This is a genomic window from Staphylococcus caprae, assembly GCF_003966625.1.
Classification (GTDB): Bacteria; Bacillota; Bacilli; order Staphylococcales; family Staphylococcaceae; genus Staphylococcus; species Staphylococcus caprae.
In genome coordinates this window covers 808,346-831,355 of the sequence record NZ_AP018587.1, presented here as the reverse complement: position 1 = coordinate 831,355, position 23,010 = coordinate 808,346, and the positions used below count along the sequence as shown (strand labels likewise).

Sequence of the window (23,010 nt, the reverse complement as noted above, 5' to 3'; positions counted from 1 at the left end):
CCCAATAAATGCGAACATACTTTCGCTATATTATATTCAAATCATTAGTATGACATAATTTATTTAAAAGTATCACACAAATGCTTGAAAACGATTTCAATATCATTTATGATAAATGTACAAATTATTTAAAGGATGTGTTTTTAATGGCAATGACAGTAAAGAAAAACGATAATGAAGTACGTATTCAATGGAGAGTTGCAGATATTAAAATCCCAAATAATGAAATTAAAAATATTTCACAAGACCAAGACATCCATGCCGTTCCAGACGAAAATGGTAAAGAAATTTCACGTATTGGATCTACATTTGGGAAAACAAATCGCGTAATTATCGATACTGATGACCATAAATACATTATTTATACTCAAAACGATCAAAAAGTTTATAATGAACTTACAAAATAATAAAGTACATAAAATATGATATGGCAATGAGCTGTCGACAAGGTCAAACTTTGTTGGCAGCTTTTATTAGTTATAGAAAAATTCCGATAGTAAATAAAATTTTCAAAATCTTTTAAAATTGATAATCTTAAATATACATATTATATTTAAAGTAGTATTTAATTGGAGGTATCAGAGCTATGTTCGTTGTGACTAACAGAATCACTGTAAAAAAAGGATTTGCTGAAAAAATGGCACCTAGATTTACTAAAGGTGGACAAATTCAATCATTACAAGGATTTAATGGAATTGAAGTTTGGCAAATTGCTAGAGATGATTATAGTGAGGACATGTATGTTAATACTTGGTGGGAAACTGAAGCAGACTTTAAGAACTGGGTAAACAGTGATGCTTTTAAAGAAGCACATAAAAATACTGGAAAATCAGAAGATTCCCCAGTAATTAAAAGTGAAATTGTAAAAGCGAATGTCTTATCCAAACTAGATAAATAAAAACGATTTAAAGATGGCCATCGATTGGAATTGAAACGATGTGTCATCTTTTTTATTTAATAAACAAGTGTGCTAATAATGCGATAATAGGAAGCGTAATTAAAGTACGAATTAAGAAGATCATAAATAGCTTTCCTATGCTAACCGGGATTTTTGATCCTAGTATAACGCCACCTACTTCTGATAAATATATTAATTGAGATATACTTAATGCGCCAATAACAAAGCGTGTAATGTCACTCTGAACACCTTCAATGAGAATAGATGGTAAAAACATATCCGCGAAACCAATTAAAATCGTTTGAGACGCATGTGATGCTTCAGGTATTTGTAGTAACTCTAAAAATGGTACAAATGGCTTCCCTACTATTTCAAAAATAGGTGTATAATTCGCAATGATTGTAGCTATTGTTCCGATACTCATAACTACTGGTAAGATGACAAACCACATATCAACAACTGTTTTAAAACCAGAAATAAAGAAATCTTTGAATCCAGGTGCTTTAATACCAACTTCTGTTGCCATATCAAAACCATGTCCTAACGCTGTTTTTCCTTCAGGTAATTGTTCTGTTCTAGCTTCTTTAGAAACATCTTTGGCATATTCGTCAGGAATATTTTTTAGTGGCCATATTCTAGGCATAATCATTGCTGCAATTAAACAAGATATAATGACTGTGATATAAAAATAAAAGAATTGATCTTGCATTTTTATAGTTGAAGCAATGACAATTGCAAAAGTGATAGAAACCACACTGAATGTAGTTGAAATAACAGTTGCTTCTCTTCTCGAATAGAACCCCTCTTCATATTGTCTGCTGGTAATGAGTACGCCTACTGTCCCATCTCCGATAAATGAAGCAAGATTGTCTACTGTAGATCGACCAGGCAATGTAAATAATGGTCTCATCACTGGTCTAAATACCGGTCCTAGTAATTCTAATAAACCATATTCCATTAATAATGGTAAAAATAAAGCCGCAAATAAAAATACAGCGACTAATGTTGGTAGCAAACTAGAAAAAACGAGTCCTCCAGTATCTTCTGAATAAATCATCTTTGGACCCACTTTCAAATAAGTAAGCCACACAAATATCACTGCTAAAACTCTTAATATTAACCATCCTATTTTAACGTTAAATGCATTATACATTAAACCTTGCGGATTCAATTTATTTTTTAAAATTGTAGAACATAAAATAGTTAAAATACCAGAAACTGTGATAATTAAAACTATGAGTGGTGACATCACGCCACCTATCCAATCTTTAAGACAATTAGCTAAAAATGCTACAGGTAATGTTGTTTGTTTCTCTCCATCTTGAACAACAGGTATAGGAATTAAAAATAAAATAATTCCTAAGATAGACATTGTTATAAATTTTATTCTTCCTTTAATGATCTCACTTTGGGTGTGTTCTTTCATTACTTTCAATCCATTTCTTTCTATTTATATTAAACTTGAATTTATCAAGATAAGTGCATTTGTCAATGATTATATATGCAAAATTATGAATAAATACGTATAATCACTATACGCTATTCTTCCATTTTTCGCAATCATCAAATTTAAAAAAAGACCGATTTCAACGTATTATAAATTGAAATCGGCCTTGTTATACCCTTGAGCTCACCCATTTATAATTAATGAATAATTTATTTCATTCTACGTAATAAGAATAAGAAATATGGTGCTCCAATAACTGCAATAACCACACCCACTGGAATATCGAGTGGTGGTTGAATTCCCCTAGCTAAGCCATCACCAAGTGTTAATAATATGGCACCTATTAACCCTGACATGATGATGACATGTAAATTCTTATGCCCCACAAGTTGTCTAGCGATATGAGGAGCAATAAGTCCCAAGAAACTGATACCTCCGACTACTGCAATTGAAGCTCCAGCTAACATAACAGCTAAGATAAGAAGTATCATTTTTAAGAATTGCACACGTGCACCGAGTGCAGTGGCTACGTTGTCACCTAAGTTTAAAATGTCCAACTGATAACCAAGTAGAAGTACTAAAGGTACAGTAATTATAAACCAAGGTAGCACGCTGAAAAAGTTAGAGATATTATGTCCATATAAACTACCCGTTAACCAAATTAATGCATTGTTAGCATCCATTGGATTACGAATAAGTAGAAACTGAACGATAGCTGTACAAATTGCCCCTATCGCTAAACCTATTAATGCTAGCTTCGAACCTTTAACATCAAATTTAGATATTAGGAAAGATAGAATTAAACTGATAATTAAAGCGCCTGCAAATGAACCTAAAGGTAAAACAAAGAGAGGAGCTGATGGAAAAATCATAATAATGATAACAGCAGCAAGACTTGCCCCTTTTGTAATACCAATCACGTCTGGTGAAGCAAGTGGGTTTCTGATAACACCTTGAATAACCGCACCTGAAATAGCTAAACTACTACCTATCACTAATCCCAATAATGTTCTAGGGATACGGTATTCATTTAAAATAAAATCATCTTGTGTAAATAAACCAGCAATTGCATGAATAGGGTCAATCATGACAGAACCTATACATAAACTGAATAAAGTACTCACTAATAAAATTAAAATTACAATACCGTAACGTATACTATTTCTTCCTTTTATCATACGCGATTCACCCCTCTAACTGTAATAAATAAGAAGTAAAAGGCGCCGACAAATGATGTCACAATACCTACTGGTGATTCAAATGGATATGTGATTAATCGACATAATACATCTGAGATTAACAATAAATCTGCACCAAAAATAAATGTTAGAGGAATCATAACTAAGTAATTTTTACTTACATAGCGTTTAACGATATGAGGAACGATTAAACCAACAAATCCTATAGGTCCTGCAATTGAAACAGACATACCTGCTAAGACAATGACTAATAAACCGATAATCATTCTTACGATATGTGTTCGTTGACCTAACCCTCTAGCTATATCATCACCGAGTTCCATAATTGTAAGTTGACGTCCCATGAAAATGGTCACAATCACAGCAATTGCTAAACATGGGACAATCATCATGATTTGACTCCACTTAATACCAGCTAAAGATCCTACTAACCAAAACATCACTGTATCATTAGAGTCCTCATTTAGAATGATAATTCCTTGAGTCATACTACTAAAAAATAGATGAATAGCCATACCTGCAAGTGCAAGTTTAACGGGTGTAATAGCTTTTGTAGAACCCGAGAGCGTATAAACAGTAAAACCACCGAAAAAGGCACCAATAATAGCTAAGATAGTTGAATATGAGCCTAAAGCTGGAATTAAAACTGTTATTAAGACAATGACAAACGAAGCTCCTGCGTTTACACCAAATATCTGTGGAGAGGCCAATGGATTTTTAGTAATTGCTTGCATAAGTAAACCTGCTATCCCCAAAGCGCCACCTATGACTAATCCTGCAAGCATTCGAGGCATACGTACGTTGTGTATTAAGAATGTTTGCTCTGTTCCGATGTGTCCTGTGAAATAACTTAAAATATCATGAAATTGTATTTTCGAAGAACCAATCGCTAAATTCAAATAGATTGAAATAAAAAGAAGGCACACACCCACAATATAAGTGAGTGTAGTGCGCTTTCTCTTTTTTTGTTCAATAGCGGATTGACTATCTTTATAACCTATAGTCATTGATTTCCACCTTACTTGTTATCTTTTTTAGAATCTTTCTTAGATAATTCTACAAGTTCTTTTGCCATTTCTTCAGATGAGATTAAACCACGTGATCTAGCCCATAAGTCACGGTCTAAAACGTCAACGCGATCTTTTTTAACAGCATCTAATTTTTTCCAAACTGCATCTTTTTCTAATTCTTTTAATGATGGTTCATTTGGACTTGCTTTGTCAGTCATAATAAACATACGCTCTGGGTTAACTTTAGATAATGTTTCTGTGTTCATTTGTAAGTAAGGTCCTTTAAGATACTTACTTAAGCCTTTAGTCACGTCATCAGTTAACGCTTCTTTGAATCCAAGTTGACTTAAGAATTGACCTACGTATGAATTACTTGGATGTGCTAATAAACCAGATTTAGAAGCAACTGCAGGTAATACTTTCTCATCTTTGTTCATTGTAATTTCTTTTTTATATTTCTCGATTTTTTTCTCGTGTTCGTCTAGGCGTTTTTTACCTTCATCTTCTTTACCTAATGCTTTAGAAATCGTTTTGAAAGCATCGATGTTTTCATTATAGTTACCATCGAAACTTTTCAGTTCAATTGTAGGAGCAATTTTATTTAAATCTTTATAAATGCCTTTATGTCTATTACTATCCGCAATAATTAAGTCCGGTTTAAGTTTACTAATTTCCTCTAAGTTAGGTTGTTTACGAGCACCTACTGAAGTATAGTTCCCAATTTTATCTCTTAATGGTTTAATAATACGTTCTTTCTTCTTATCATCTGCAACACCAACTGGTTTAACATCTAATGCAGCTAATGCATCAACGAATGAATATTCAAGAACAACAACACGTTTAGGGTGTTTAGGGACTTTTGTTTTCCCTTCTTCATGCTTGATTTCAACACCATCTTTAGATGCTGATTTATTATTTGAGTCATTAGAACCATTGCTTCCACATGCAGCAACAAGAACTAAAACTAGCATTAAGCCAATAACACTAAAAAATTTGAGACCTCTCATAGTTCCACTCCTTAATATGTATATGCTTACATTAATAGTTTATTGATAACGATTATCATTGTCAACATTTTATTGTATAATTTTGTGAATAAATTTTACTCATTACTATTTAAATCAAATGTCTCTTTAACTTCTTATTGAGATTAATCTGTATATAACTCAATATAATTCTTAAATTAAATAACTATTTAATAAAAAAAGGTTGGGACCTTTAACGTTTATGCTTTGGGAAACCGATTAACAGCGTCCCAAAAGCAGGATTTTCGGCAGTAACACTCACAATTCGACAAAATTTGAGAAACAATTTTGCTCATTGTTCGGTTCTGCTCAAATCCTAAACACTTTTGTCCCGACCTCTTGAGTCATATAATAACTTTAGTCTAATTGAAAATCGTATTATGATTTCACATAAACTGGTGTATGAAAATTTTCAATTAGTGTTTGAATCTTTGAATCATAAATATAACTTTTGGTTAAGTTTTTCATATACATACTTTGAGAGACTGCTTCGTAGTTCAAACTAAATTGAATTCTATCACCGATTTGATAATGATCTTGATTGTTTAAATCAATCATTAAATGGTCACTTGAAGCACCAATAATTTTAATATCATTAGCAATTGGTTTAATTCCCTCGATAAATGTATCTAAATATCCAATATCAACTATTGCTTGTAAATAGGATTGGTGTGTGAGTTGATTAATCCGTGGTTTAATTTCAATAATTTCCGCTTCTAACACAATTGCATCTTGATATAAACTAGCAATCGGTTCATTTGTTGTTGTGTCCACACCTCTAAATAATGCTTCTCCTATTCTTAATTCATTAATTTTACCTAAATCATTATACATTGTTTGTGGAAGCATACTTGAATTACCACCAGAAATAATTTTAAATTTGTAACCCATTTCTTTTTCAACTGCGCTCACAAATTTATTTATCATAAATACATCGTTTTCTTCTGGTGCAGCAGACTTAAAGCACATAAAGTTAAATGCAACACCTACAAGTTGTATATGATTTAAATTCATAATTTCTTTGATGAAATCAAGTGTATCATATGTTAAGACCCCTTCACGGCCATCTTTCCAATCAATCATTAACATGATTTGATGTTTCACATTAAGTTTTTTAGCAATCGTATTAAGTTTCTTAATTGTATGTAATTCAGTTTGAATACTCATTTTAACTTTTGAAACCATTGCTTCAAACTCAGATTCTGTTGTGGGGCGTAATAGAGTAAACGTAACATCTAAATCTTTTAATCGTTCAATATTATCAAGTCTAGATTCAGCAAAGTGTGTAATACCTAAAGATTGAATTGTTGAAACAATCCGTTCATCTCCGGCAACACATTTCACTACAGGGGTAAAATGAATCTGTTTACGCTCAAGTATAGTTTGAAGTACTTTGGCATTATATTTAATTTTAGATAAATTAACGTTGATTCTCGCCATGTACTACACCTCTTTTTTTATAGGATTATCTAATTCTGTATTCAAATATTTCTTTACTTTATTTTCCATTCTCATACTCAATAACGCTTTAACTGTTATTGTGGGTCCGAATAATACTTTCCTTAAAATGTCGGCATGTGCTTTGTCATCGTCAATAGCTATTTCAATCTCTTCTTGTACAATATCGAAAAGCTCTTTTTCTACCACATCTTCATATTGATTAAAATGATGTATTAATTCAGCAAGCTGATTTTGAACGACGGCATGTTGAAATTTGGCAATGACCTCTTCAATTGATTGCGCTAATAAGCTTTCATTAGTCACTTCTATGTTATCTATTTTTTGTTGCAATGTTGTTAAATCTATACGAGAGCCACCTAAGTCACGCACTAAAAATTTCATTTGATAATTAGGTCCCAGATTCACTATCGTGTTTTGCATATGAGCTTCAAGAGCTATTCCATAATCTTGAATATATGCAATCAAAGGTTTTACTAATGTTTGTGTGTAAGTCGCAATGAAATATTTAATATGATCGATGGTTACGTCATTTTCTAACCATTCTAAATAACTATCAACAATGGCTTTATGATCGATTGGATTAGGGTTAACCAAACTAGCAGTAACAACTGTTGTGCCATTTTCAAATATAACGGGTTTCTGACGAATAATGCATGCGAGTTGTCTAGCTAAATCAGGTTCGACGTCTGCATAAGCGCCAAATGGTTCCATTGCAACTTGAAGCCCTGGATATTGATCTAGCAAGCCTTGTAAAGCATAACTTAACTTAGGGCCGTCGACAGTCGTAACTGTAGAGACCGTTCTAACTGCACTCGTTGCTTGAACATTTACAGGTAGTTTCACGTGGTAAGGTTTATGGATTAAATCCATTGTTCTAAATGACAATGTCGCTTTAGATTCTAATGTAAATGGGGTAGGTATCAGAATCTTATCTGCAATCCATTGTTTATATTTTTCACCAATTGTGTGCTCGTATTGCCACGGATGTACAATCATTACCCGATAGTCATCTATATCTAAATTGAGTGGTTCTAAAAATGTACTCAATTGACTACGATACTCTGGGATAACTTTATTTAATATATATTGTGCATCATTCTCCATAGATGTTGTAACGATATGGTTCTTTTCTATCAGCATGATATTTAAAGGGATAACCTTTTCAAATTCAGGAGCGTACGCTTTTAATTCATTCGTTGTCAAAGGAAGTTTCGTCTTTGTTAAAGGATGAGTAGGATGTCCTTCAACAATTAAACTTTCAGAGTAACTTAAATCATCGGCAATGCCATTTTCTTGTAAATGTTGTAGCCAAGAAATGAAGTTTAAAGATTCAGGTAATCTGGCAAATTTCATACTCTGATGTATCAGTGATTGTCTATTATTAAAATGTTTGTACGTTTCAATGAAGCTATCCCTACTATGAATCAATTCTTCATACAACCGCTCTGAAATTTCTATATCAAAGTCTTGTGTTAATGTTTCAAGTAAATCTTCTAAACTTTCTATCGGTTGAGATACATGACCACAGCTATAAATAACATCCCCACTGAACACATATCTTTCCATGGCGCTTTTTCGCTCTACATGAACTGATAAAATTTTACCGTGATATTGAAGTTCAACATGATGGCTTGTTTCTGTCATTGTCATACCATCTGGAGAAATACGCTCTTTGATTATTGCGTTCATGATTCTATATTGTATATTTTTATCTGCTAAAAGCCATTCATTACGCTCCATTGTTACTTTCCTCCACCTTCGAAATGCGTTGTATTAAGTAGAAAATGACTGAGATACTGACAGTTGCAATACCCATAATGAGGAATGTTGTTAATATTCCAAAGACATCTGCAAAGAAGCTCATTACTAAACTTCCAAGAGGTATCATACCGCGATCCATCATAACGATACTTAATACCTTCCCTCTCTCATAGTCTTTAACACTATGTTGAAAATAAACTCTATTGGTAGTTCTTGCCCATTGGCTAAATAGTCCAATTAAAGTAATACATATGAACATGATAACCAAATTGTGTATAACGACGCCTAATAAAGCAAGTCCAAATAGTAATGAACTTAAGTAATACATTTTTACTGAACTTAAATGGTTTAAGATCGTCGGTAGTACTACTGTTGCGACGATACCACCAATAGCACAGAACGTCATCGCTATACCAAATACTTCTGATTTTCCTGGAAAAATATGATTCGTTAGCACGGGTAATACTGTTGTATATGAAAATCCTGTCGCCATGATTAATAGTGAAGTAATAAATATCTTACTTCCTTCTAAGTTTCGTTTAAAATAATTCATGACTACTTTTAATGAAAATTCTTTATCTTCAACATTATTTGATACAACTTTAAAGTGAATCGGTATACAAAATGCGACTGCAATTAAATAACATACTGCTTGCGCTAAGAATGTTGCTGGCGCATGGTAAGCTGCTAAGATGACACCTGCGATTGCTGGACCGATTGAACGACAAATATTTATAATAAATGAATGAAACGATACAGCTTGTGTAGTAGAAATCTTATCTGATAAATCAGGTAAGACAGCTTGTCTCACAGGTGTTTCAACGGCACTTAATATACCTCTTAAAGTCGCATACACGAGTATTACAGCGATTGGGATAGAATCAATAGTAAATGTTAAACCACATAATATTGCAGTGACGACAAACGATGACGAAATTGTTATTCTAAGTAAATTTCCTTTATCATATTTGTCAGCGATTGATCCGGCCCATACACTTAATAACAAAATTGGTACGAGTCGGCAAAAATTAACCAATCCTAAATAAACTGCGTTATGATATGTGGTAAGCACAAACCAGTTTAACCCTATTTGCCCAATCCAATTCCCCAAAAACAGAAGAAATGAACTGGAAAAGAAAAATTTTGCCATTTAATTTCCACCTGTCTTTTTAATTGATAATAATTATCATTATCATTAATATGGATTATACAAATCTTATTTATTTTTGTAAAATATTTTTTAGAGGTGAATTATGAATTTCAATCAATTTATTAATAAACAAGACATCGAGATGACCAAAGATGAGCAAAATGTTTTTCAGTTTTTACAACAATATGATGAACAATGGGCATCTATTTTCCAAGATAAATTATTAAAAGGACGAGATAAAGTAACTCAACGTCTCGTAACTTCTATACATAGGGAAAATCTAGTCAATGGGAATGACAATAGTCAATTATTAAATCGCCATAAATTTGCTGGTTATGACGTGAATGTAACTGCTATCTTAGAAATTCACTTTCCTAAGTCAGATGTTTATTTATATGCACCGGTCACTGGACAGCATGCATTTAATCGTGTTGACGTGCAAGGTCCTTTCTATTACAAGCAAGGGAAACATAATGATGACTTCAACCGTATTCTACACCCGAATGTGGTCTTAGATTGGATCCTTACTGAAGCGCCTGAATTAGATAATGAAGCAAGCCAGCAATTTAGAGACGACCAAACAAATAGTGCTGCGAACATGACATTCGCGTTGAGCTATCAATATTTCAAAATGTGCGATGATAGAGCGCCACTTTATGACATTATTAAAAATCATCAAGACAGTTATCTTCGATCAGAACAAGCTGTCGTTGAAGGCCACCCATTACATCCAGGTGCCAAACTTCGTAAAGGTATGGATGCATTCGAAACATTTAAATATTCTTCTGAATTTGCACAACCTATAGAATTAAAAGTCGTTCTACTCCACCATTCTGTAAGCCGTGTTCAAGCTTTAAATGCAAATTACAATGATACGATGAAACATATGTTTTCAGATATTTATTCACATTTGGAAAAGGAATTCGACAACACAATCAATTTAGATGATTACAATCTGATGATTATGCATCCATGGCAATACGATCATGTCTTACACCAAGATTATATGGAAGAACTGAATCAACAACTTGTGATAATAAGTGAATATTCCATTCCGTATTATGCCGGATTATCATTCAGAACGTTAGTACCAGAGTTACCAAATGAAGCCCCTCACATCAAGTTATCTACCAATGTGCATATTACTGGTGAGATTCGTACATTATCTGAACAAACAACGCATAATGGCCCGTTAGTAACTCAAATTTTAAATGACATTCTGACAAAGGATACAACATTTAATCAATATGCCTCAAATGTCATTGACGAAGTTGCGGGTATCCACTTCTATAATCAAAACGATAATCCGTCAATACAAACTGATCGAAGTGAGCAATTAGGTACTTTATTTAGAAATAATTTTTATCGCTTTATCCCTGACAATGTTGTACCTGTCATTCCTTCAAGTTTAGTAGCAACCTATCCTTTCAATGATGAAAAGCCGATTGAAACGTTAATTAAAACGTATCAAGATGCTCGAGGTTACGAAACATTTGAAGATGCAGCGCAATCATGGATGCGTGAGTATAGTAAAGCGATTTTAGGATTAGTCATGCCTCTATATTCTAAATATGGTATTGCTTTAGAAGCACATTTACAAAATTCTGTCGCAACATTTAATCATGATGGCTCATTAAATACCATGTATATTAGAGATTTTGAAGGCTTACGTATTGATGCTGAACAATTGAACCAAGCAGGCTACGCAACTGATCATTTCCATGAGAAATCTCGAATTTTAACAAATTCTAAGACTTCTGTATTTAATAAAGCTTTCTATTCTACTGTACAGAATCATTTAGGTGAACTTGTACTAACGATTGCTAAGTCTTCTAATTCTACTATCCTTGAAAATGAAATCTGGCAAGAGATGGCTACAACATTAAAAGAGATATTCAATGACATCACTGACTTATCTGAAGAACGTCGCACGGCGATTGAAGATATCATCTTCGCGCCAACTATTGATTATAAATGCGTTACAACGATGCGTTTAGAAGATGAAGCACATGAGTATACGTACATTAAAGTAAATAACCCGCTTCATTAAGTAGTGATTAAATATAAAACATTAAAATAGTTTGTGCATTCACACAACAACTTCATTTATATCAAAAAAAAGCACTAGAGCGATTGCCCTAGTGCTTTTTACGTTTAAAGGTTAATTATTGTAAACCTTGTCTGTCGTGGTTGTTTTCTTTGTTGTCTTTTTCATTTTTTTGTTGCCATTCTTTTTTAGTCATAACATCGTCAACTTGCATATTGACTTCTACAACTTCTAAACCAGTGATATATTTCACTTGTTCTTTAACTAAGTCAGTAACTTTACGGAAGATTTTAGGTGCTGATTCACCATATTCTAAGATTACTTTTAAGTCTACAGCAGCTTGTTTTTCGCCAACTTCTACTGATACACCAGTAGTTACATTGTTTCCGCTTGAGAAAGCGTTAGTGACACTGTCAGCGAAACCGCCTTTCATGTCTAAGATACCTTTAACTTCGCGAGCTGCGATACCAGCAATTTTTTCAACTACTTCATCTGAGAAAGTTAATTTATTTTCGAATTGTGGTTCTTGGTTTTCTTGAGCATGTTTTTGTTGTTCTTCTCTTTCTTTTTCGTTTACTCCAGTTTGATTATCATATGCTTGTTTTGCTTTATTGTTATCTACTGCCATAATTCATTCTCCTTTATTATAAATATTTAAAATTTGTTAATTGAAAATTTCTTAATTTTAAAAGCTAACTCCATCTATTCAAGAAATTCATAAAGTCTTGTGTACGGTCTTTCATATACCCGATTCCAATTCCAATTAAACACAAGACAATAATTAAAATTGTTTTCCAAAATCCAAGAGTTAGGAATAATATAGCTATAATTAAGAATGCTAGAAATCCAATAATACGCCATTTGAACGCTTTAAAGATATTAATCAATTGTTGCGTAGAGTCTTGTCCGTTTTGATTGTTATTATCAGCCATGATATCCCTCCCTTACAACACTCGTGGGCCAGATGTTTTCTGGTCACGTACATTAACTTCTAATTTTCGTACTGGAATTTCTGTAAAATGTTCAACATTATTTTTAATGTCAGAACGAATGCTTTCTGTTAACGATTTAACTTGTACATTATTTGGTACAAAGAAATCTGCTTTAATGTCGATAAATGATTTGTTTTTCTTGTTGTAAAGCTTACTTACAACATTAGGTTGTCTTACTTGATCATATTTAGTGATTGTATCGTATGCAGATTTTTCAACTGCTTTTCGTGATACATAAATATGACCATCGTCAAAGTCTTTATAAAGTCCAGGTTTGCGATACGTTGGTTTGAATATGCTTAGTACTAATATGAGACCAATCAATATTAGTAATCCAGCAAGCCCTATTAATAATGGTTGGAACCAATTGAATTGAAGGAAATAGTCTTGGTAACTTTTAATACGACTATCCTTTATGTACATAAACAATAGGAATCCAACGATTGCGACTATTAATAGGCCGAGGATGAAATTCTTAAGTCTTTTCACCTCGCATGGCACCTCCTTTAGTCATTGTTGAATTTTGTTGTCATGTGAACTAAGTACCCTATAAATATTTTTTTAAAACATAAATAAAACATTTTTATATCTAATTTAAAAAATATTCAAAGAAGTACCACTTACATTGATTTATTCCCACTTTGTTTAAGTGAAAAACGTATATTTAGAAAAATTTGATAATTTTTTTCGTTTTTAGAATATAAAAAGAAATATTGTTATCGGCACATCCGAAGGAAAACGAAGTATTAAAGTTGAGATGGCTTATGGAAAACAGATTATAAAATTAGAGATAAAAAAGACTCTAAGACGGTCTCTATAATAATACAACCGCATAAAGTTAGATCTTGCGTCCTACTTTAGTGGTTCTATACATCATTAAAAAAACATCTTAGAGCTATTGATTTGGAAATTGTTATTCAGTTTTAGCTAGTTTCATTGTCATATTATTGATTGTCTACATTAATGACTAATTTACCTATCATCGTACTAGATTCTAAAATTTGATGTGCTTGGTAAAGTGTCTCAGTAGTTAAACCGTTGATAACCTTCGTAGTGGTATGACGATATTGTCCTTGTTCAACTTTTTCAGCAATATCTTTCAAATACTCATGATGTTTAATCATATCTGGCGTACGATTGACTGGTCGCGCAAACATAAATTCATGTGTAAATTTGACACTCTTTGGTTTGAGCAGATTTAAATCTTGCTTGTCATTAAATGCTACAATCGTTGCGATATGACCTAGTGGTTTGATTAATTCAATCATCTTTTCATAATATAAATCTGTATTGAATGTACAGAAAATGTAATCTACCTCATTGATGTCATGTTGTTCAAATTGAGCCTTTAAATCTTCTTTATAGTTTAACACAATATCTGCGCCCATGGACTTAGTCCATTCAATTGTTTCCTTTCTGGAAGCCGTGGTAATCACTTTCAAGCCGTATTGCTTTGCGATTTGAGTCGCTATACTACCTACGCCACCAGCCCCATTAATGATGAGAAGAGATTTTCCTTTATTCTCTTCAGGGTCCTGTGAAATTTGAAAGACGTCAAAGAGCGTTTCTGAAGCTGTGAGGCCTGTGAGTGGCAAACTTGCCGCTTGTTCAGGCGTAAGATTAGCTGGTGCTTTCGCTACTAATTCTTCCTCAATTAATTGATACGCTTCATTAGACCCATGTTGTGTGGGTGATCCGGAATAAAAGACATTATCTCCCGATTCAAACATTGTGACATCTTCTCCAACTTGTTCGACGATACCTGCTGCATCAAATCCTAATATACGTGGCGGATGCTCGACTGGTAAGATACGTTGTTTCGTATCCACAGGATTGACACTCATACTTTGAATCTTGACGAGTAACTGCTTCCCTTTTGGCTCAGGAATATTAAGTTCTATTTCTTGAAATTGATTTCCATCTTCTAATTTAAATGGTGCGTTAAATCCAATTGCTTTCATGATTCCACCTCGATGTTCGTTCTATTAAATTAATTATAGCATTTTATTTAATTCACACTTTTGATTCTTTTTTTGAAAATGAAACGCTTAAACGTCAGCAACTTTAATTACTTGTTTACCGAAATTATCGCCAGTGAGTAGATTTCTAAATGCTTGTGGTACTTTATCGAAACCTTCTTCCACAGACACTTGTGTTTTAATTTTGTCTTCTTGAACCCATTGTGCGAGTTGTTCGCTAGCATTTTTAAAGTCATCAGCGAATTCTGCAACTAAGAACCCTCTCATCATTGCTTGTTTCTTAATGAGGGTACTTTGAATACGAGGGCCAATATCGTCTTCTGGATGGTTGTATGAAGAAATGGCACCACAAACAGGAATTCTTGCATGTGTATTTAAATGTTTGAATACTTCATCGCTAATTTTGCCGCCTACATTTTCATAATAGACATCAATACCGTCTGGAACTGCGTCTCTCAATGCTTGAGAGAAGTCATCTTTCTTATAATCTACGGCTGCGTCATAATTTAATTCATCTGTAAGATAATTCACTTTCTTATCTCCACCAGCGATGCCGACAACTTTACAGCCTTTAATCTTAGCAATTTGTCCTACCACTGAGCCTACTGCACCAGATGCGGCTGAAACAACAACGGTTTCACCCTCTTTAGGCTGACCAATATCTAGTAAACCGTGATAGGCAGTTTGGCCTGGCATGCCGAGTACGCTTAAATATAAATCAAGCGGCACGTCTGTGGAAGGGACTTTGTCTATAGTTTCTGTAGATACGGTGTTGATTTTCTTCCAAGGAAGCATACCTACTACAATGTCACCTTCACTGTAGCCTTCTGCATTGGATTTAAGCACTTTAGATACGATGTGACCATTGAACGGTTCGCCTTTTTTGAATGGCTCTACGTATGAGTCTGCGTTTGTCATACGACCTCTCATATAAGGATCTACGGATATATATAATGTTTCTAATTGGACTTCATTATTTTCGGGTTCTGTCACATCAGTTTCTTCATATTTGAAGGTATCATCTTGTGGCATTCCATCTGGAACTTTGTTAAATACGATTTGTTCATTTTTCATGGTATCACCCTTTTATTAAAATTAATTCTGTAAGTATCATACCTCGAACATGGTCATCGCAATCATAGAAAATCACTTGTATAATGAGGGCAAACGTTGAGAAATGACGTAATTCGTGAGGTAAGGGAGGTTTAATTTTCCTAAAATGAGATTGAGCATATTAGACTATGTACCGATATTTGAAGATAGAAGCGCGCACGAAGCATTTCAGCACAGTGTAGAATTGGCACAACGCGCTGAACAACTAGGTTATATGAGATATTGGGTAGCTGAACACCATCAAGTACGTTCTGTGGCATCAAGTGCGCCAGAAATGGTCATGATGTCCCTATTAGAACAGACAAAGAAGATAAGAATCGGTAGCGGTGGTGTCATGTTGCCTCATTATAGTCCTTACAAAGTGGCTGAACAATTTAAAATTATAGAGGCACGACATCCTAGACGCGTCGATATGGCAATCGGTCGTTCACCTAGTTTCAAAAATGTCAATGCAGCGTTAAATGAGAATAAAGAAGAAAAGCTAGACTTTGAGACACAATTAGATGATTTGAAAAAATACTTTAGTGATAATATTGATGACCCGCACCGCTTCAAGTCGTTATTAGCTACGCCGTTAATCCCTACTGCACCTGAGATGTATATCTTAGGTATGAGTGAACGAAGCGCTAAGTTAGCTGGCAGACGAGGTTTACCATTCGTTATTGCTCAAATGGGTCAATCATCAAAGTCTATTGATGAAGTGATAAAAGTATATAGGGATGAATTTGAACGATGGCATGGGAGATATGGTGGAAAGTCAGATGAGGACGTTAGTGATAGTTTTGTTGGGAAGATTGGCGAAATTTTAGAGCCAGACGTTAGAGGAAAATTTGATGCGGATTCTGAAGGCCGTTCAAATGATGGAGAGGATGAGGAAAGTTTTGTGGGACATGCACGTAAAAGGTCTAAGGAAAGTTTTGGTGAGGTTTTATACGGAGGGCATGAAGAGTATTCTAGAGCCCCTGTACATGAGGGGGCTGAGGAAAATTTTGGTGGTGCGAAACCATATGTGATATTGGCCACGTTTGTTGTAACTGCTGGAAACGATGAGAAAGTAGAACGTCTTTTAAGTGCTTTACAACTATGGTTATTACGTATTCACTATTTGGATCAACCTCATTTTTATCCATCTATTGAAACCGCTGAACATCGAGTTTATAGCGATCGAGAAAGTGAAAAACTTGAGAAGAACAAACGTCGAATCATATACGGAACACCTCGTGAAGTCTCACGCGAGCTATTAGAGTTGAAACATCGCTATGGTATGGATGAACTCATGATTTTACCTCATGTATATGGAGAAGACGCACGATTAGAATTGATTGAGTTATTAGCTCATGAATTGAATTTGGGATGATGTTTTAAAATAAGCGCACTTATGTTTTAAAATTTGCGGCGGAAAACATAAGTGCGCTTCAATTGTGGGGGTTATCGGTTCCACAAGAACTGTATGATTTTGTTAGCAACATCTTTGTTTTCATGTAATTGACTATGTTGGGCTTTCTTGCCAGTATATTCAACTTCTTTATAAGATTTAGGGCTATCTCCTAATAAATATTTTAATGACTTGGATGAACTATTTGATACACGTTCATCTGAATGTGTGCCATCTTGAACATCTCCGTATATATTGAGAACATCTATTCCTTTATTTTTGTATATATCTTTCAGTGATAGTAAATTTTTGTAGTCTTCGTTCATTTTACTTGGTTTGCCATTTTGATCTACACTAATTTCGTTTACTTTTTCATTTAAATGTAATACACCATTAAATGTCCCGGCAATATTGACTTGCTTTTGAAGTCGAGGTAATTGTTTATCACCGCCATAATTCTTCATATAATATGCAAATGACATGTTTCCCATTGAATGTGCTACAAAATTAAACTGTTTAATACCATACTGTGATTTTAGTTGAGTTAAAACATTTTTAATCCATCTCGCATTTTCATTAAAATCACCATTCTGATTATTCTCAAATTCAACTTTTACGATAGGATTTTTACTATTTTTATCTAAGTGTCCATCAAATGTAACCTCTCCATTTTGTGCTACCTTTGCAGTTATCACATCTTTAGTAACACCTTTTTTAACTGCTTGATTAACCATAAATTTTTCAGAGTTCTCACTACCTCCGTATCCATGCATGAATAAAGTTACGACCTGATTTTGAGTATATTGGCTTACTTTAGAATGATTGTTTTGCTTTGTTTCACGATTGTTTAATGCTATCACTAATATTAATGTCACTATGGCAATCATTGAAAATACTACTGCTGTTAATTTTGACTTCACCATCATCCCTCATTTTTATCTAGTTCATATATTATATATCATTCAAGTATGATTTGCTCATAATTAAAGACCCACCACTTATTAGTGATGAGCCTTTTTGATAAAGTTTTGATGATTGATTCCTATATATTAGTTATTTAATTTCTTTTGTTTTAGCTAATTCTTTGTACCAATAAGCACTTTTCTTAGGATATCTTTCTTGTGTATCAAAATCGACGTAGAAAAGACCGTATCGTTTTTCGTAACCGTTTGACCAAGAGAATACATCCATAAGTGACCATATGAAGTAACCTTTCACATTAGCACCATCTGCAATTGCATCAGCAATTACGTTTAAATGTTGCTTCACATAATCAATACGCGCATCATCATGTACAGTTTTTTCTTTTTCGTCAAATTCATCTTTGTATCCTAAACCATTTTCAGTGACATAAATTTTATGATAGTTTGGATAATCTTTAACAACTCTCATAATTTGATCGTATAATCCTTTAGGATAGATCATCCAGTCCCAATCTGTTCTTGGTACATCTACATCAAATTCTCTTTGACCGACGCCTTTAAGTTGATATTTAGAACCGCCTTTATCACCAGTCGCATTATGCGTGATTTCAGATTCACCTTCATAACCTCTCATCCAATCACTCATATAGTAATTGATGCCTAAGAAGTCATTTAAATCTTTAGCAGCATCTAAAATTTGATAATCTTCTTCTGGAATATTTAACTTACCACCGTTCACAGATAAGATGTGTTGTACACCTTCCATTGTTTCACGAGAATATTTACCTAAGTATGTGGCATCTAAAATAAATTTATTATGAATGATATCCTCTAATTCGGCAGCTTTAACATCTTCTGGATTAGAAGAGTCGTAAGGATATTTAGTTGGTAAGGCATGTACAACGCCTATTTCACCTGAATATTGGCCATCTTTAAATAGTTTCACTGCACGTGCGTGTGCAACCATCATATTGTGATGAGATTGAAATACCTTTTCAAAGTCATATTTAATGCCTGGAGGGAATTTACCTACTAAGTATTGACCATCTCCTATTGGACCAATTTCATTAAATGTTGTCCAATAGTTAACTTCTGTGAATTCTTTAAAACAGAATTCCGCATATTCTACGAAATAATCAATCGTTTTGCGATTTAAGAAATCTCCATCTTTATGAAGTACTTCTGGTGTATCAAAATGATGCAAAGTGACAAACGGTTCTACGTGACGTTTATGACATTCTTTGAATAAGTTATGGTAGTATTCCACGCCTTTAGCGTTTACCTCGCCATAACCTTTAGGGAAAATACGTGACCAAGCAATTGAAATTCTAATGCCATTAACTCCAAATTTTTCACTTAATTCTAAATCCACTGGATATTTATTATAGAAATCACTCGCTGGTTCTGCTGTGTACCAGTAATTTTCCTCTAAATACGTATCCCAAGCGACACGTCCTTTACCATCAGTTTGAGTCGCTCCTTCTGCTTGATAAGCTGCTGTTGCTCCACCAAAAATAAAATCTTCAGGTAATTTCTTAGTCATGTATAAAACTCCTATCTAATTTTCAAATTGTTTTTTTACAAACTCAAGAGCTGCTTCTCCATCTCTTGTCAATTTGATGTATTCAGCGCCTTGTGTTTTAGCTAATTTTATACCTAATCTGTCAGTGTCTTGTTTAATATCTTCATAGTTTGATGCGACTTGTGGTGCTAATATAATTAATTGATACTCTTTCATAATATCCATATGTGAACCATAACCGCCAGCTGCTGCTTTAAGTGGTACATTATAATCTTCAGCGGCTTTATTAAGTGCGTTTGCGAGAAGACCACTTGTACCTCCACCTGCGCATAATACTAAAACGTTCGTTTGTTCAGTAATCTGATGGTTAGATTGTTCTTTTGAAATTGCTGGTTGATCAACTTGAGTTTGTGTAGCTTCACCAGCTCCAGCTGTAGCTAAAATTGCGTCAGCTTTTTTTGTATCGAAGTTAGCTGAAACTTTTTCTTTTAATTCATTGTTTGCTTCTTTATTGCCTAACTCTTCTTCTAAAATTTGTTCATCATAAACTTTAACGAATGGATAGTAAATAATGACATCGACAACGATTAAGACGATGGCTAATACAAATGACCAGAATGCAAAACCAGTACCCATCACGATACCGAGAGGACCTGGTGTAGTCCAAGGTAAGAAAATACTGAAACTATTCATATTCAGTACATCTACAAAGAATTTAAATATCCAAACGTTGACGATAGGCGCTAATATAAATGGAATAAAGAACACTGGGTTTAATACTAATGGTGCTCCGAACAAGATAGGTTCATTTACACCAAAGAATGTTGGAACTACTGATGCTCGTCCAATTGCTTTATTACGTTTAGATTTAGTCAGCCACATAAACATAAAAGGTACGACCAATGTTGCACCGGTACCACCCATTGTTACTACGAACATTTGAGTACCAGGTGTAATGACTTTATCTGCATGCTCTCCTGCTTGAATCAAATGTAAGTTTGTTTCAAGGTTAGCGTAAGTAATCGCTGCAATCGCTGGTTCAACGATTGATGGTCCATGAATACCAACAAACCAGAAGAATGCAAATGCACCAAAGATTATCGTTACTCCAACCCAACCATCAGCTGCTGTAAACAATGGTTCAAATTCTTTTAATACTGCATTTGCCACATTTGTATGAACAAAAGCTCTAGCAAGTAAATCTAATGCATATAGAATGATGATTACTGCTGATAAAGGAAATATATCTTTAAATACTTGTGAGATATTTGGAGGAACTTCTTTAGGCATTTTTATTGTGATATTGTGTTTAATAAAGAAACTATAAACAATCACAGTTACAAATGCTGAGATGAACGCTGTTAATAATCCTTTAGTACCCATGAAAGCACTTAGGAATCCTCCATCTTTAACAGGATCAGCGGCTAAGAATAAGAAACCACACATCGCAGCCATCATTGTCGAAATAAAGTTAATTTGATTCGTACTGTCCAACTTTCTATTGAATGAATCGGTCAGTGACTTGGCTGTTGTTCCTGCTACAATGAACCCAACAATACCCATTGTATAGTTATAAGGTTTCATTAAGATGCCTTCCATGGTTTTACTCCAAGTAAATCCAAATACGTTTGGCACATAAGCTACTAAAATAAATATACTTGAGAACAAGATAATTGGAATTGCTGCAATAAATCCATCACGAATCGCTCTTAGATAAATATTACGAGATATTTTTTCGAAGAACGGTTTTCCTTTTTCTATCCATGCTATTAACTTATTCATAAAGGTCAACTCTTTCTTTTATATAATTCGATTAAGTGCTTCATTAAATCTTTTAATAGAATTGTTGTCATTAAGTGATCTTGGCCATGCATCATTGTTACGCTATAGGCAATATCATCACCTTGTGCTTCCTTTTGAAGTAGGCTTGTTTGAGCCCGATGTGCTTCAGCGATGCATTGATTTCCTTCTTCAATTAGTGATTCTGCCTTATCATAATCTCCCTCTTGTGCAGCTGTTAGTGCTTCTAAGAATTTAGACCGCGCATCCCCAGCGAATGCAACAATCTCGAATCCTAATAATTGTACTTCTTCTCTATTCATGATGTATTCGTCCCCTTTCGAGAATTAAACTCTCTCTTTCCATGACGTTGCAGTTGTTTCCAAAACTTTGTTTAACTCATCAATATTTTTAAATCCTGTTGAACGTAACCATTCTCGAGCTGCTTCTTCACCTTGTTCGATATAAACTTGAACAGCTCCAGCCCATGTCGCTCTACCACAAAGCACACCATTAAATTTAGCTCCCGCTTCATGCGCAAATTTTAGAGTCTCTTGGAAAAGTTCAGCTGAAACGCCAGCACTTAAGTAAATATATGGTAAGTTTGTTGAAGCGTCTTGATCTTTAAAATGTTGAGCTGCTTCTTCTTTTGAATAAACAACTTCTCCTTCAGCGAACCCTTCAACATATTTCATGTTGACTGGAACTTCTACTTTTAAGACATCAACATTAAAGCGCGCTTCTGAGAATAATTTCATTGCTTCGTTTACTTTTCTTGGTTTCACTTTTGCAAATTCAACACTACTATTATCTGGAATATTATCGTCGTAAGTGAGTACCTCTAAGAAGAATGGAATGTCTTCAGCTACACATTCAGAACCAATTCTTTCAATGTAAGCCTTCTTCTGAATATTAATTTCTTCTGCATCATCTACGTCGTAGTAAAGTAAGAACTTAACTGCATTAGCACCTTGTTCTTTAAGTCTTTTAGCTGACCATTCAACTAAACAGTCAGGTAAACGACCTTTAGCGTTAACGTCATATCCTGTTTTTTCATAAGCAAGTAGTAATCCACAATCTTTATTGCGGGCTTCAGATGCAGGTAGTCCGTATTCAGGATCTAGGAGAATTGATGACGCGTATTGCGTTAATTCTTCTGATACCAAAACTTTTAATCGTTCAATTTGCTCAATTGTAGGTTCATCTGTTTGATGTTTCGCCATCATACGTTTTAATGCACCGCGTTGGTCAAAAGCTAATGCTGAGATGACACCTTTATCATTACTTAGATGTTCAATTGATGCCGTTTTTTGAGTTGTTTTTACCATT

21 protein-coding genes are annotated in these 23,010 nt (G+C 34.0%); 4 read left to right on the top strand and 17 right to left on the bottom strand.

The window, feature by feature from the left end; all coding sequences use genetic code 11:
• Window positions 1-146 precede the first annotated feature (146 nt).
• The gene (locus JMUB898_RS03865; RefSeq protein ID WP_037541582.1) at window positions 147-407 is read left to right on the top strand and encodes a SunI/YnzG family protein; all 261 of its coding nucleotides are present in this window, start codon (window positions 147-149) and stop codon (window positions 405-407) included.
• Between the two features lie 179 nt (window positions 408-586).
• On the top strand, window positions 587-898 hold the full coding sequence (locus JMUB898_RS03860; RefSeq protein ID WP_002443653.1) for a heme oxygenase: 312 nt from the start codon (window positions 587-589) through the stop codon (window positions 896-898).
• A 52-nt stretch (window positions 899-950) separates the two neighbouring features.
• On the opposite strand, the gene JMUB898_RS03855 is transcribed toward JMUB898_RS03860, so the two are convergent.
• From JMUB898_RS03855 to JMUB898_RS03825, 7 genes are all read right to left on the bottom strand, one after another.
• The gene (locus JMUB898_RS03855; protein WP_002443655.1) at window positions 951-2,324 is read right to left on the bottom strand and encodes a YjiH family protein; all 1,374 of its coding nucleotides are present in this window, start codon (window positions 2,322-2,324) and stop codon (window positions 951-953) included.
• A 230-nt stretch (window positions 2,325-2,554) separates the two neighbouring features.
• Window positions 2,555-3,523 carry a FecCD family ABC transporter permease gene (locus JMUB898_RS03850; RefSeq protein WP_002443657.1) on the bottom strand — a complete coding sequence of 323 codons (969 nt, stop codon included), beginning with the start codon at window positions 3,521-3,523 and terminating at the stop codon, window positions 2,555-2,557.
• Window positions 3,520-4,551 carry a FecCD family ABC transporter permease gene (locus JMUB898_RS03845; protein ID WP_002443659.1) on the bottom strand — a complete coding sequence of 344 codons (1,032 nt, stop codon included), beginning with the start codon at window positions 4,549-4,551 and terminating at the stop codon, window positions 3,520-3,522. The genes JMUB898_RS03850 and JMUB898_RS03845 overlap by 4 nt, the downstream gene beginning before the upstream one ends.
• A gap of 11 nt (window positions 4,552-4,562) precedes the next feature.
• Window positions 4,563-5,561 carry an ABC transporter substrate-binding protein gene (locus JMUB898_RS03840; protein WP_002443661.1) on the bottom strand — a complete coding sequence of 333 codons (999 nt, stop codon included), beginning with the start codon at window positions 5,559-5,561 and terminating at the stop codon, window positions 4,563-4,565.
• 396 nt (window positions 5,562-5,957) lie between these two features.
• Window positions 5,958-7,019 (bottom strand): alanine/ornithine racemase family PLP-dependent enzyme, encoded by a 1,062-nt coding sequence (locus JMUB898_RS03835; protein WP_044466818.1) that lies wholly within the window; start codon window positions 7,017-7,019, stop codon window positions 5,958-5,960.
• A gap of 3 nt (window positions 7,020-7,022) precedes the next feature.
• Window positions 7,023-8,780: an IucA/IucC family protein gene (locus tag JMUB898_RS03830; RefSeq protein WP_002443665.1), complete on the bottom strand. Its 1,758-nt coding sequence runs from the start codon at window positions 8,778-8,780 to the stop codon at window positions 7,023-7,025.
• A complete protein-coding gene (locus tag JMUB898_RS03825) occupies window positions 8,770-9,951 on the bottom strand; it encodes an MFS transporter (protein ID WP_002443667.1) in 1,182 nt (393 codons plus the stop codon). The genes JMUB898_RS03830 and JMUB898_RS03825 overlap by 11 nt, the downstream gene beginning before the upstream one ends.
• Window positions 9,952-10,054: 103 nt before the next feature.
• On the opposite strand from JMUB898_RS03825, the gene JMUB898_RS03820 reads away from it, so the two are divergent.
• Window positions 10,055-12,001 carry an IucA/IucC family protein gene (locus JMUB898_RS03820; protein ID WP_044466816.1) on the top strand — a complete coding sequence of 649 codons (1,947 nt, stop codon included), beginning with the start codon at window positions 10,055-10,057 and terminating at the stop codon, window positions 11,999-12,001.
• A gap of 115 nt (window positions 12,002-12,116) precedes the next feature.
• Here the strand turns inward: JMUB898_RS03820 and JMUB898_RS03815 are convergent, their stop codons facing one another.
• The 5 genes from JMUB898_RS03815 to JMUB898_RS03795 form a co-directional block, all read right to left on the bottom strand.
• Window positions 12,117-12,626 (bottom strand): Asp23/Gls24 family envelope stress response protein, encoded by a 510-nt coding sequence (locus JMUB898_RS03815; protein ID WP_002443670.1) that lies wholly within the window; start codon window positions 12,624-12,626, stop codon window positions 12,117-12,119.
• A gap of 64 nt (window positions 12,627-12,690) precedes the next feature.
• Entirely contained in the window at window positions 12,691-12,930 is a 240-nt protein-coding gene (locus tag JMUB898_RS03810; protein ID WP_002443674.1) for a DUF2273 domain-containing protein, read from the bottom strand.
• A 12-nt stretch (window positions 12,931-12,942) separates the two neighbouring features.
• The gene (gene amaP / locus JMUB898_RS03805) at window positions 12,943-13,479 is read right to left on the bottom strand and encodes an alkaline shock response membrane anchor protein AmaP (protein ID WP_002443676.1); all 537 of its coding nucleotides are present in this window, start codon (window positions 13,477-13,479) and stop codon (window positions 12,943-12,945) included.
• Between the two features lie 455 nt (window positions 13,480-13,934).
• Window positions 13,935-14,951 carry a zinc-binding alcohol dehydrogenase family protein gene (locus JMUB898_RS03800; RefSeq protein ID WP_002443678.1) on the bottom strand — a complete coding sequence of 339 codons (1,017 nt, stop codon included), beginning with the start codon at window positions 14,949-14,951 and terminating at the stop codon, window positions 13,935-13,937.
• An 87-nt stretch (window positions 14,952-15,038) separates the two neighbouring features.
• Window positions 15,039-16,043 carry an NADP-dependent oxidoreductase gene (locus tag JMUB898_RS03795; protein ID WP_002443679.1) on the bottom strand — a complete coding sequence of 335 codons (1,005 nt, stop codon included), beginning with the start codon at window positions 16,041-16,043 and terminating at the stop codon, window positions 15,039-15,041.
• Between the two features lie 145 nt (window positions 16,044-16,188).
• Here JMUB898_RS03795 and JMUB898_RS03790 point away from each other — a divergent pair, with 145 nt between their 5' ends.
• Window positions 16,189-17,439, top strand: a complete 1,251-nt coding sequence (locus tag JMUB898_RS03790; protein WP_002443682.1) for an LLM class flavin-dependent oxidoreductase — start codon at window positions 16,189-16,191, stop codon at window positions 17,437-17,439.
• A gap of 71 nt (window positions 17,440-17,510) precedes the next feature.
• On the opposite strand, the gene JMUB898_RS03785 is transcribed toward JMUB898_RS03790, so the two are convergent.
• The 5 genes from JMUB898_RS03785 to lacD form a co-directional block, all read right to left on the bottom strand.
• The gene (locus tag JMUB898_RS03785) at window positions 17,511-18,377 is read right to left on the bottom strand and encodes an alpha/beta hydrolase (RefSeq protein WP_037541801.1); all 867 of its coding nucleotides are present in this window, start codon (window positions 18,375-18,377) and stop codon (window positions 17,511-17,513) included.
• Window positions 18,378-18,510: 133 nt separating this feature from the next.
• Complete coding sequence (gene lacG, locus JMUB898_RS03780) at window positions 18,511-19,923, bottom strand: 6-phospho-beta-galactosidase (protein ID WP_002443686.1); 1,413 nt, start codon at window positions 19,921-19,923, stop codon at window positions 18,511-18,513.
• A gap of 15 nt (window positions 19,924-19,938) precedes the next feature.
• A complete protein-coding gene (locus JMUB898_RS03775; RefSeq protein ID WP_002443688.1) occupies window positions 19,939-21,684 on the bottom strand; it encodes a lactose-specific PTS transporter subunit EIIC in 1,746 nt (581 codons plus the stop codon).
• Window positions 21,685-21,689: 5 nt separating this feature from the next.
• Window positions 21,690-22,004, bottom strand: a complete 315-nt coding sequence (locus JMUB898_RS03770) for a PTS lactose/cellobiose transporter subunit IIA (RefSeq protein WP_002443690.1) — start codon at window positions 22,002-22,004, stop codon at window positions 21,690-21,692.
• A 24-nt stretch (window positions 22,005-22,028) separates the two neighbouring features.
• Window positions 22,029-23,009, bottom strand: coding sequence for a tagatose-bisphosphate aldolase (lacD, locus tag JMUB898_RS03765; protein ID WP_002443692.1), 981 nt, complete (start codon window positions 23,007-23,009; stop codon window positions 22,029-22,031).
• Between the last annotated feature and the right edge of the window lies 1 nt (window position 23,010).

Excerpts from the sequence above, each read along its gene's own strand:
- JMUB898_RS03850 (WP_002443657.1), bottom strand. The coding sequence starts at position 3,523 with ATGATAAAAGGAAGAAATAGTATACGTTACGGTATTGTAATTTTAATT.
- JMUB898_RS03810 (WP_002443674.1), bottom strand. The coding sequence starts at position 12,930 with ATGGCTGATAATAACAATCAAAACGGACAAGACTCTACGCAACAATTG.
- JMUB898_RS03865 (WP_037541582.1), top strand. The coding sequence starts at position 147 with ATGGCAATGACAGTAAAGAAAAACGATAATGAAGTACGTATTCAATGG.
- JMUB898_RS03820 (WP_044466816.1), top strand. The coding sequence starts at position 10,055 with ATGAATTTCAATCAATTTATTAATAAACAAGACATCGAGATGACCAAA.
- JMUB898_RS03825 (WP_002443667.1), bottom strand. The coding sequence starts at position 9,951 with ATGGCAAAATTTTTCTTTTCCAGTTCATTTCTTCTGTTTTTGGGGAAT.
- JMUB898_RS03860 (WP_002443653.1), top strand. The coding sequence starts at position 587 with ATGTTCGTTGTGACTAACAGAATCACTGTAAAAAAAGGATTTGCTGAA.
- JMUB898_RS03845 (WP_002443659.1), bottom strand. The coding sequence starts at position 4,551 with ATGACTATAGGTTATAAAGATAGTCAATCCGCTATTGAACAAAAAAAG.
- lacD (WP_002443692.1), bottom strand. The coding sequence starts at position 23,009 with ATGGTAAAAACAACTCAAAAAACGGCATCAATTGAACATCTAAGTAAT.
- JMUB898_RS03840 (WP_002443661.1), bottom strand. The coding sequence starts at position 5,561 with ATGAGAGGTCTCAAATTTTTTAGTGTTATTGGCTTAATGCTAGTTTTA.
- JMUB898_RS03815 (WP_002443670.1), bottom strand. The coding sequence starts at position 12,626 with ATGGCAGTAGATAACAATAAAGCAAAACAAGCATATGATAATCAAACT.
- JMUB898_RS03770 (WP_002443690.1), bottom strand. The coding sequence starts at position 22,004 with ATGAATAGAGAAGAAGTACAATTATTAGGATTCGAGATTGTTGCATTC.
- JMUB898_RS03855 (WP_002443655.1), bottom strand. The coding sequence starts at position 2,324 with ATGAAAGAACACACCCAAAGTGAGATCATTAAAGGAAGAATAAAATTT.
- JMUB898_RS03775 (WP_002443688.1), bottom strand. The coding sequence starts at position 21,684 with ATGAATAAGTTAATAGCATGGATAGAAAAAGGAAAACCGTTCTTCGAA.
- JMUB898_RS03835 (WP_044466818.1), bottom strand. The coding sequence starts at position 7,019 with ATGGCGAGAATCAACGTTAATTTATCTAAAATTAAATATAATGCCAAA.
- lacG (WP_002443686.1), bottom strand. The coding sequence starts at position 19,923 with ATGACTAAGAAATTACCTGAAGATTTTATTTTTGGTGGAGCAACAGCA.
- JMUB898_RS03795 (WP_002443679.1), bottom strand. The coding sequence starts at position 16,043 with ATGAAAAATGAACAAATCGTATTTAACAAAGTTCCAGATGGAATGCCA.
- JMUB898_RS03790 (WP_002443682.1), top strand. The coding sequence starts at position 16,189 with ATGAGATTGAGCATATTAGACTATGTACCGATATTTGAAGATAGAAGC.
- JMUB898_RS03800 (WP_002443678.1), bottom strand. The coding sequence starts at position 14,951 with ATGAAAGCAATTGGATTTAACGCACCATTTAAATTAGAAGATGGAAAT.
- JMUB898_RS03830 (WP_002443665.1), bottom strand. The coding sequence starts at position 8,780 with ATGGAGCGTAATGAATGGCTTTTAGCAGATAAAAATATACAATATAGA.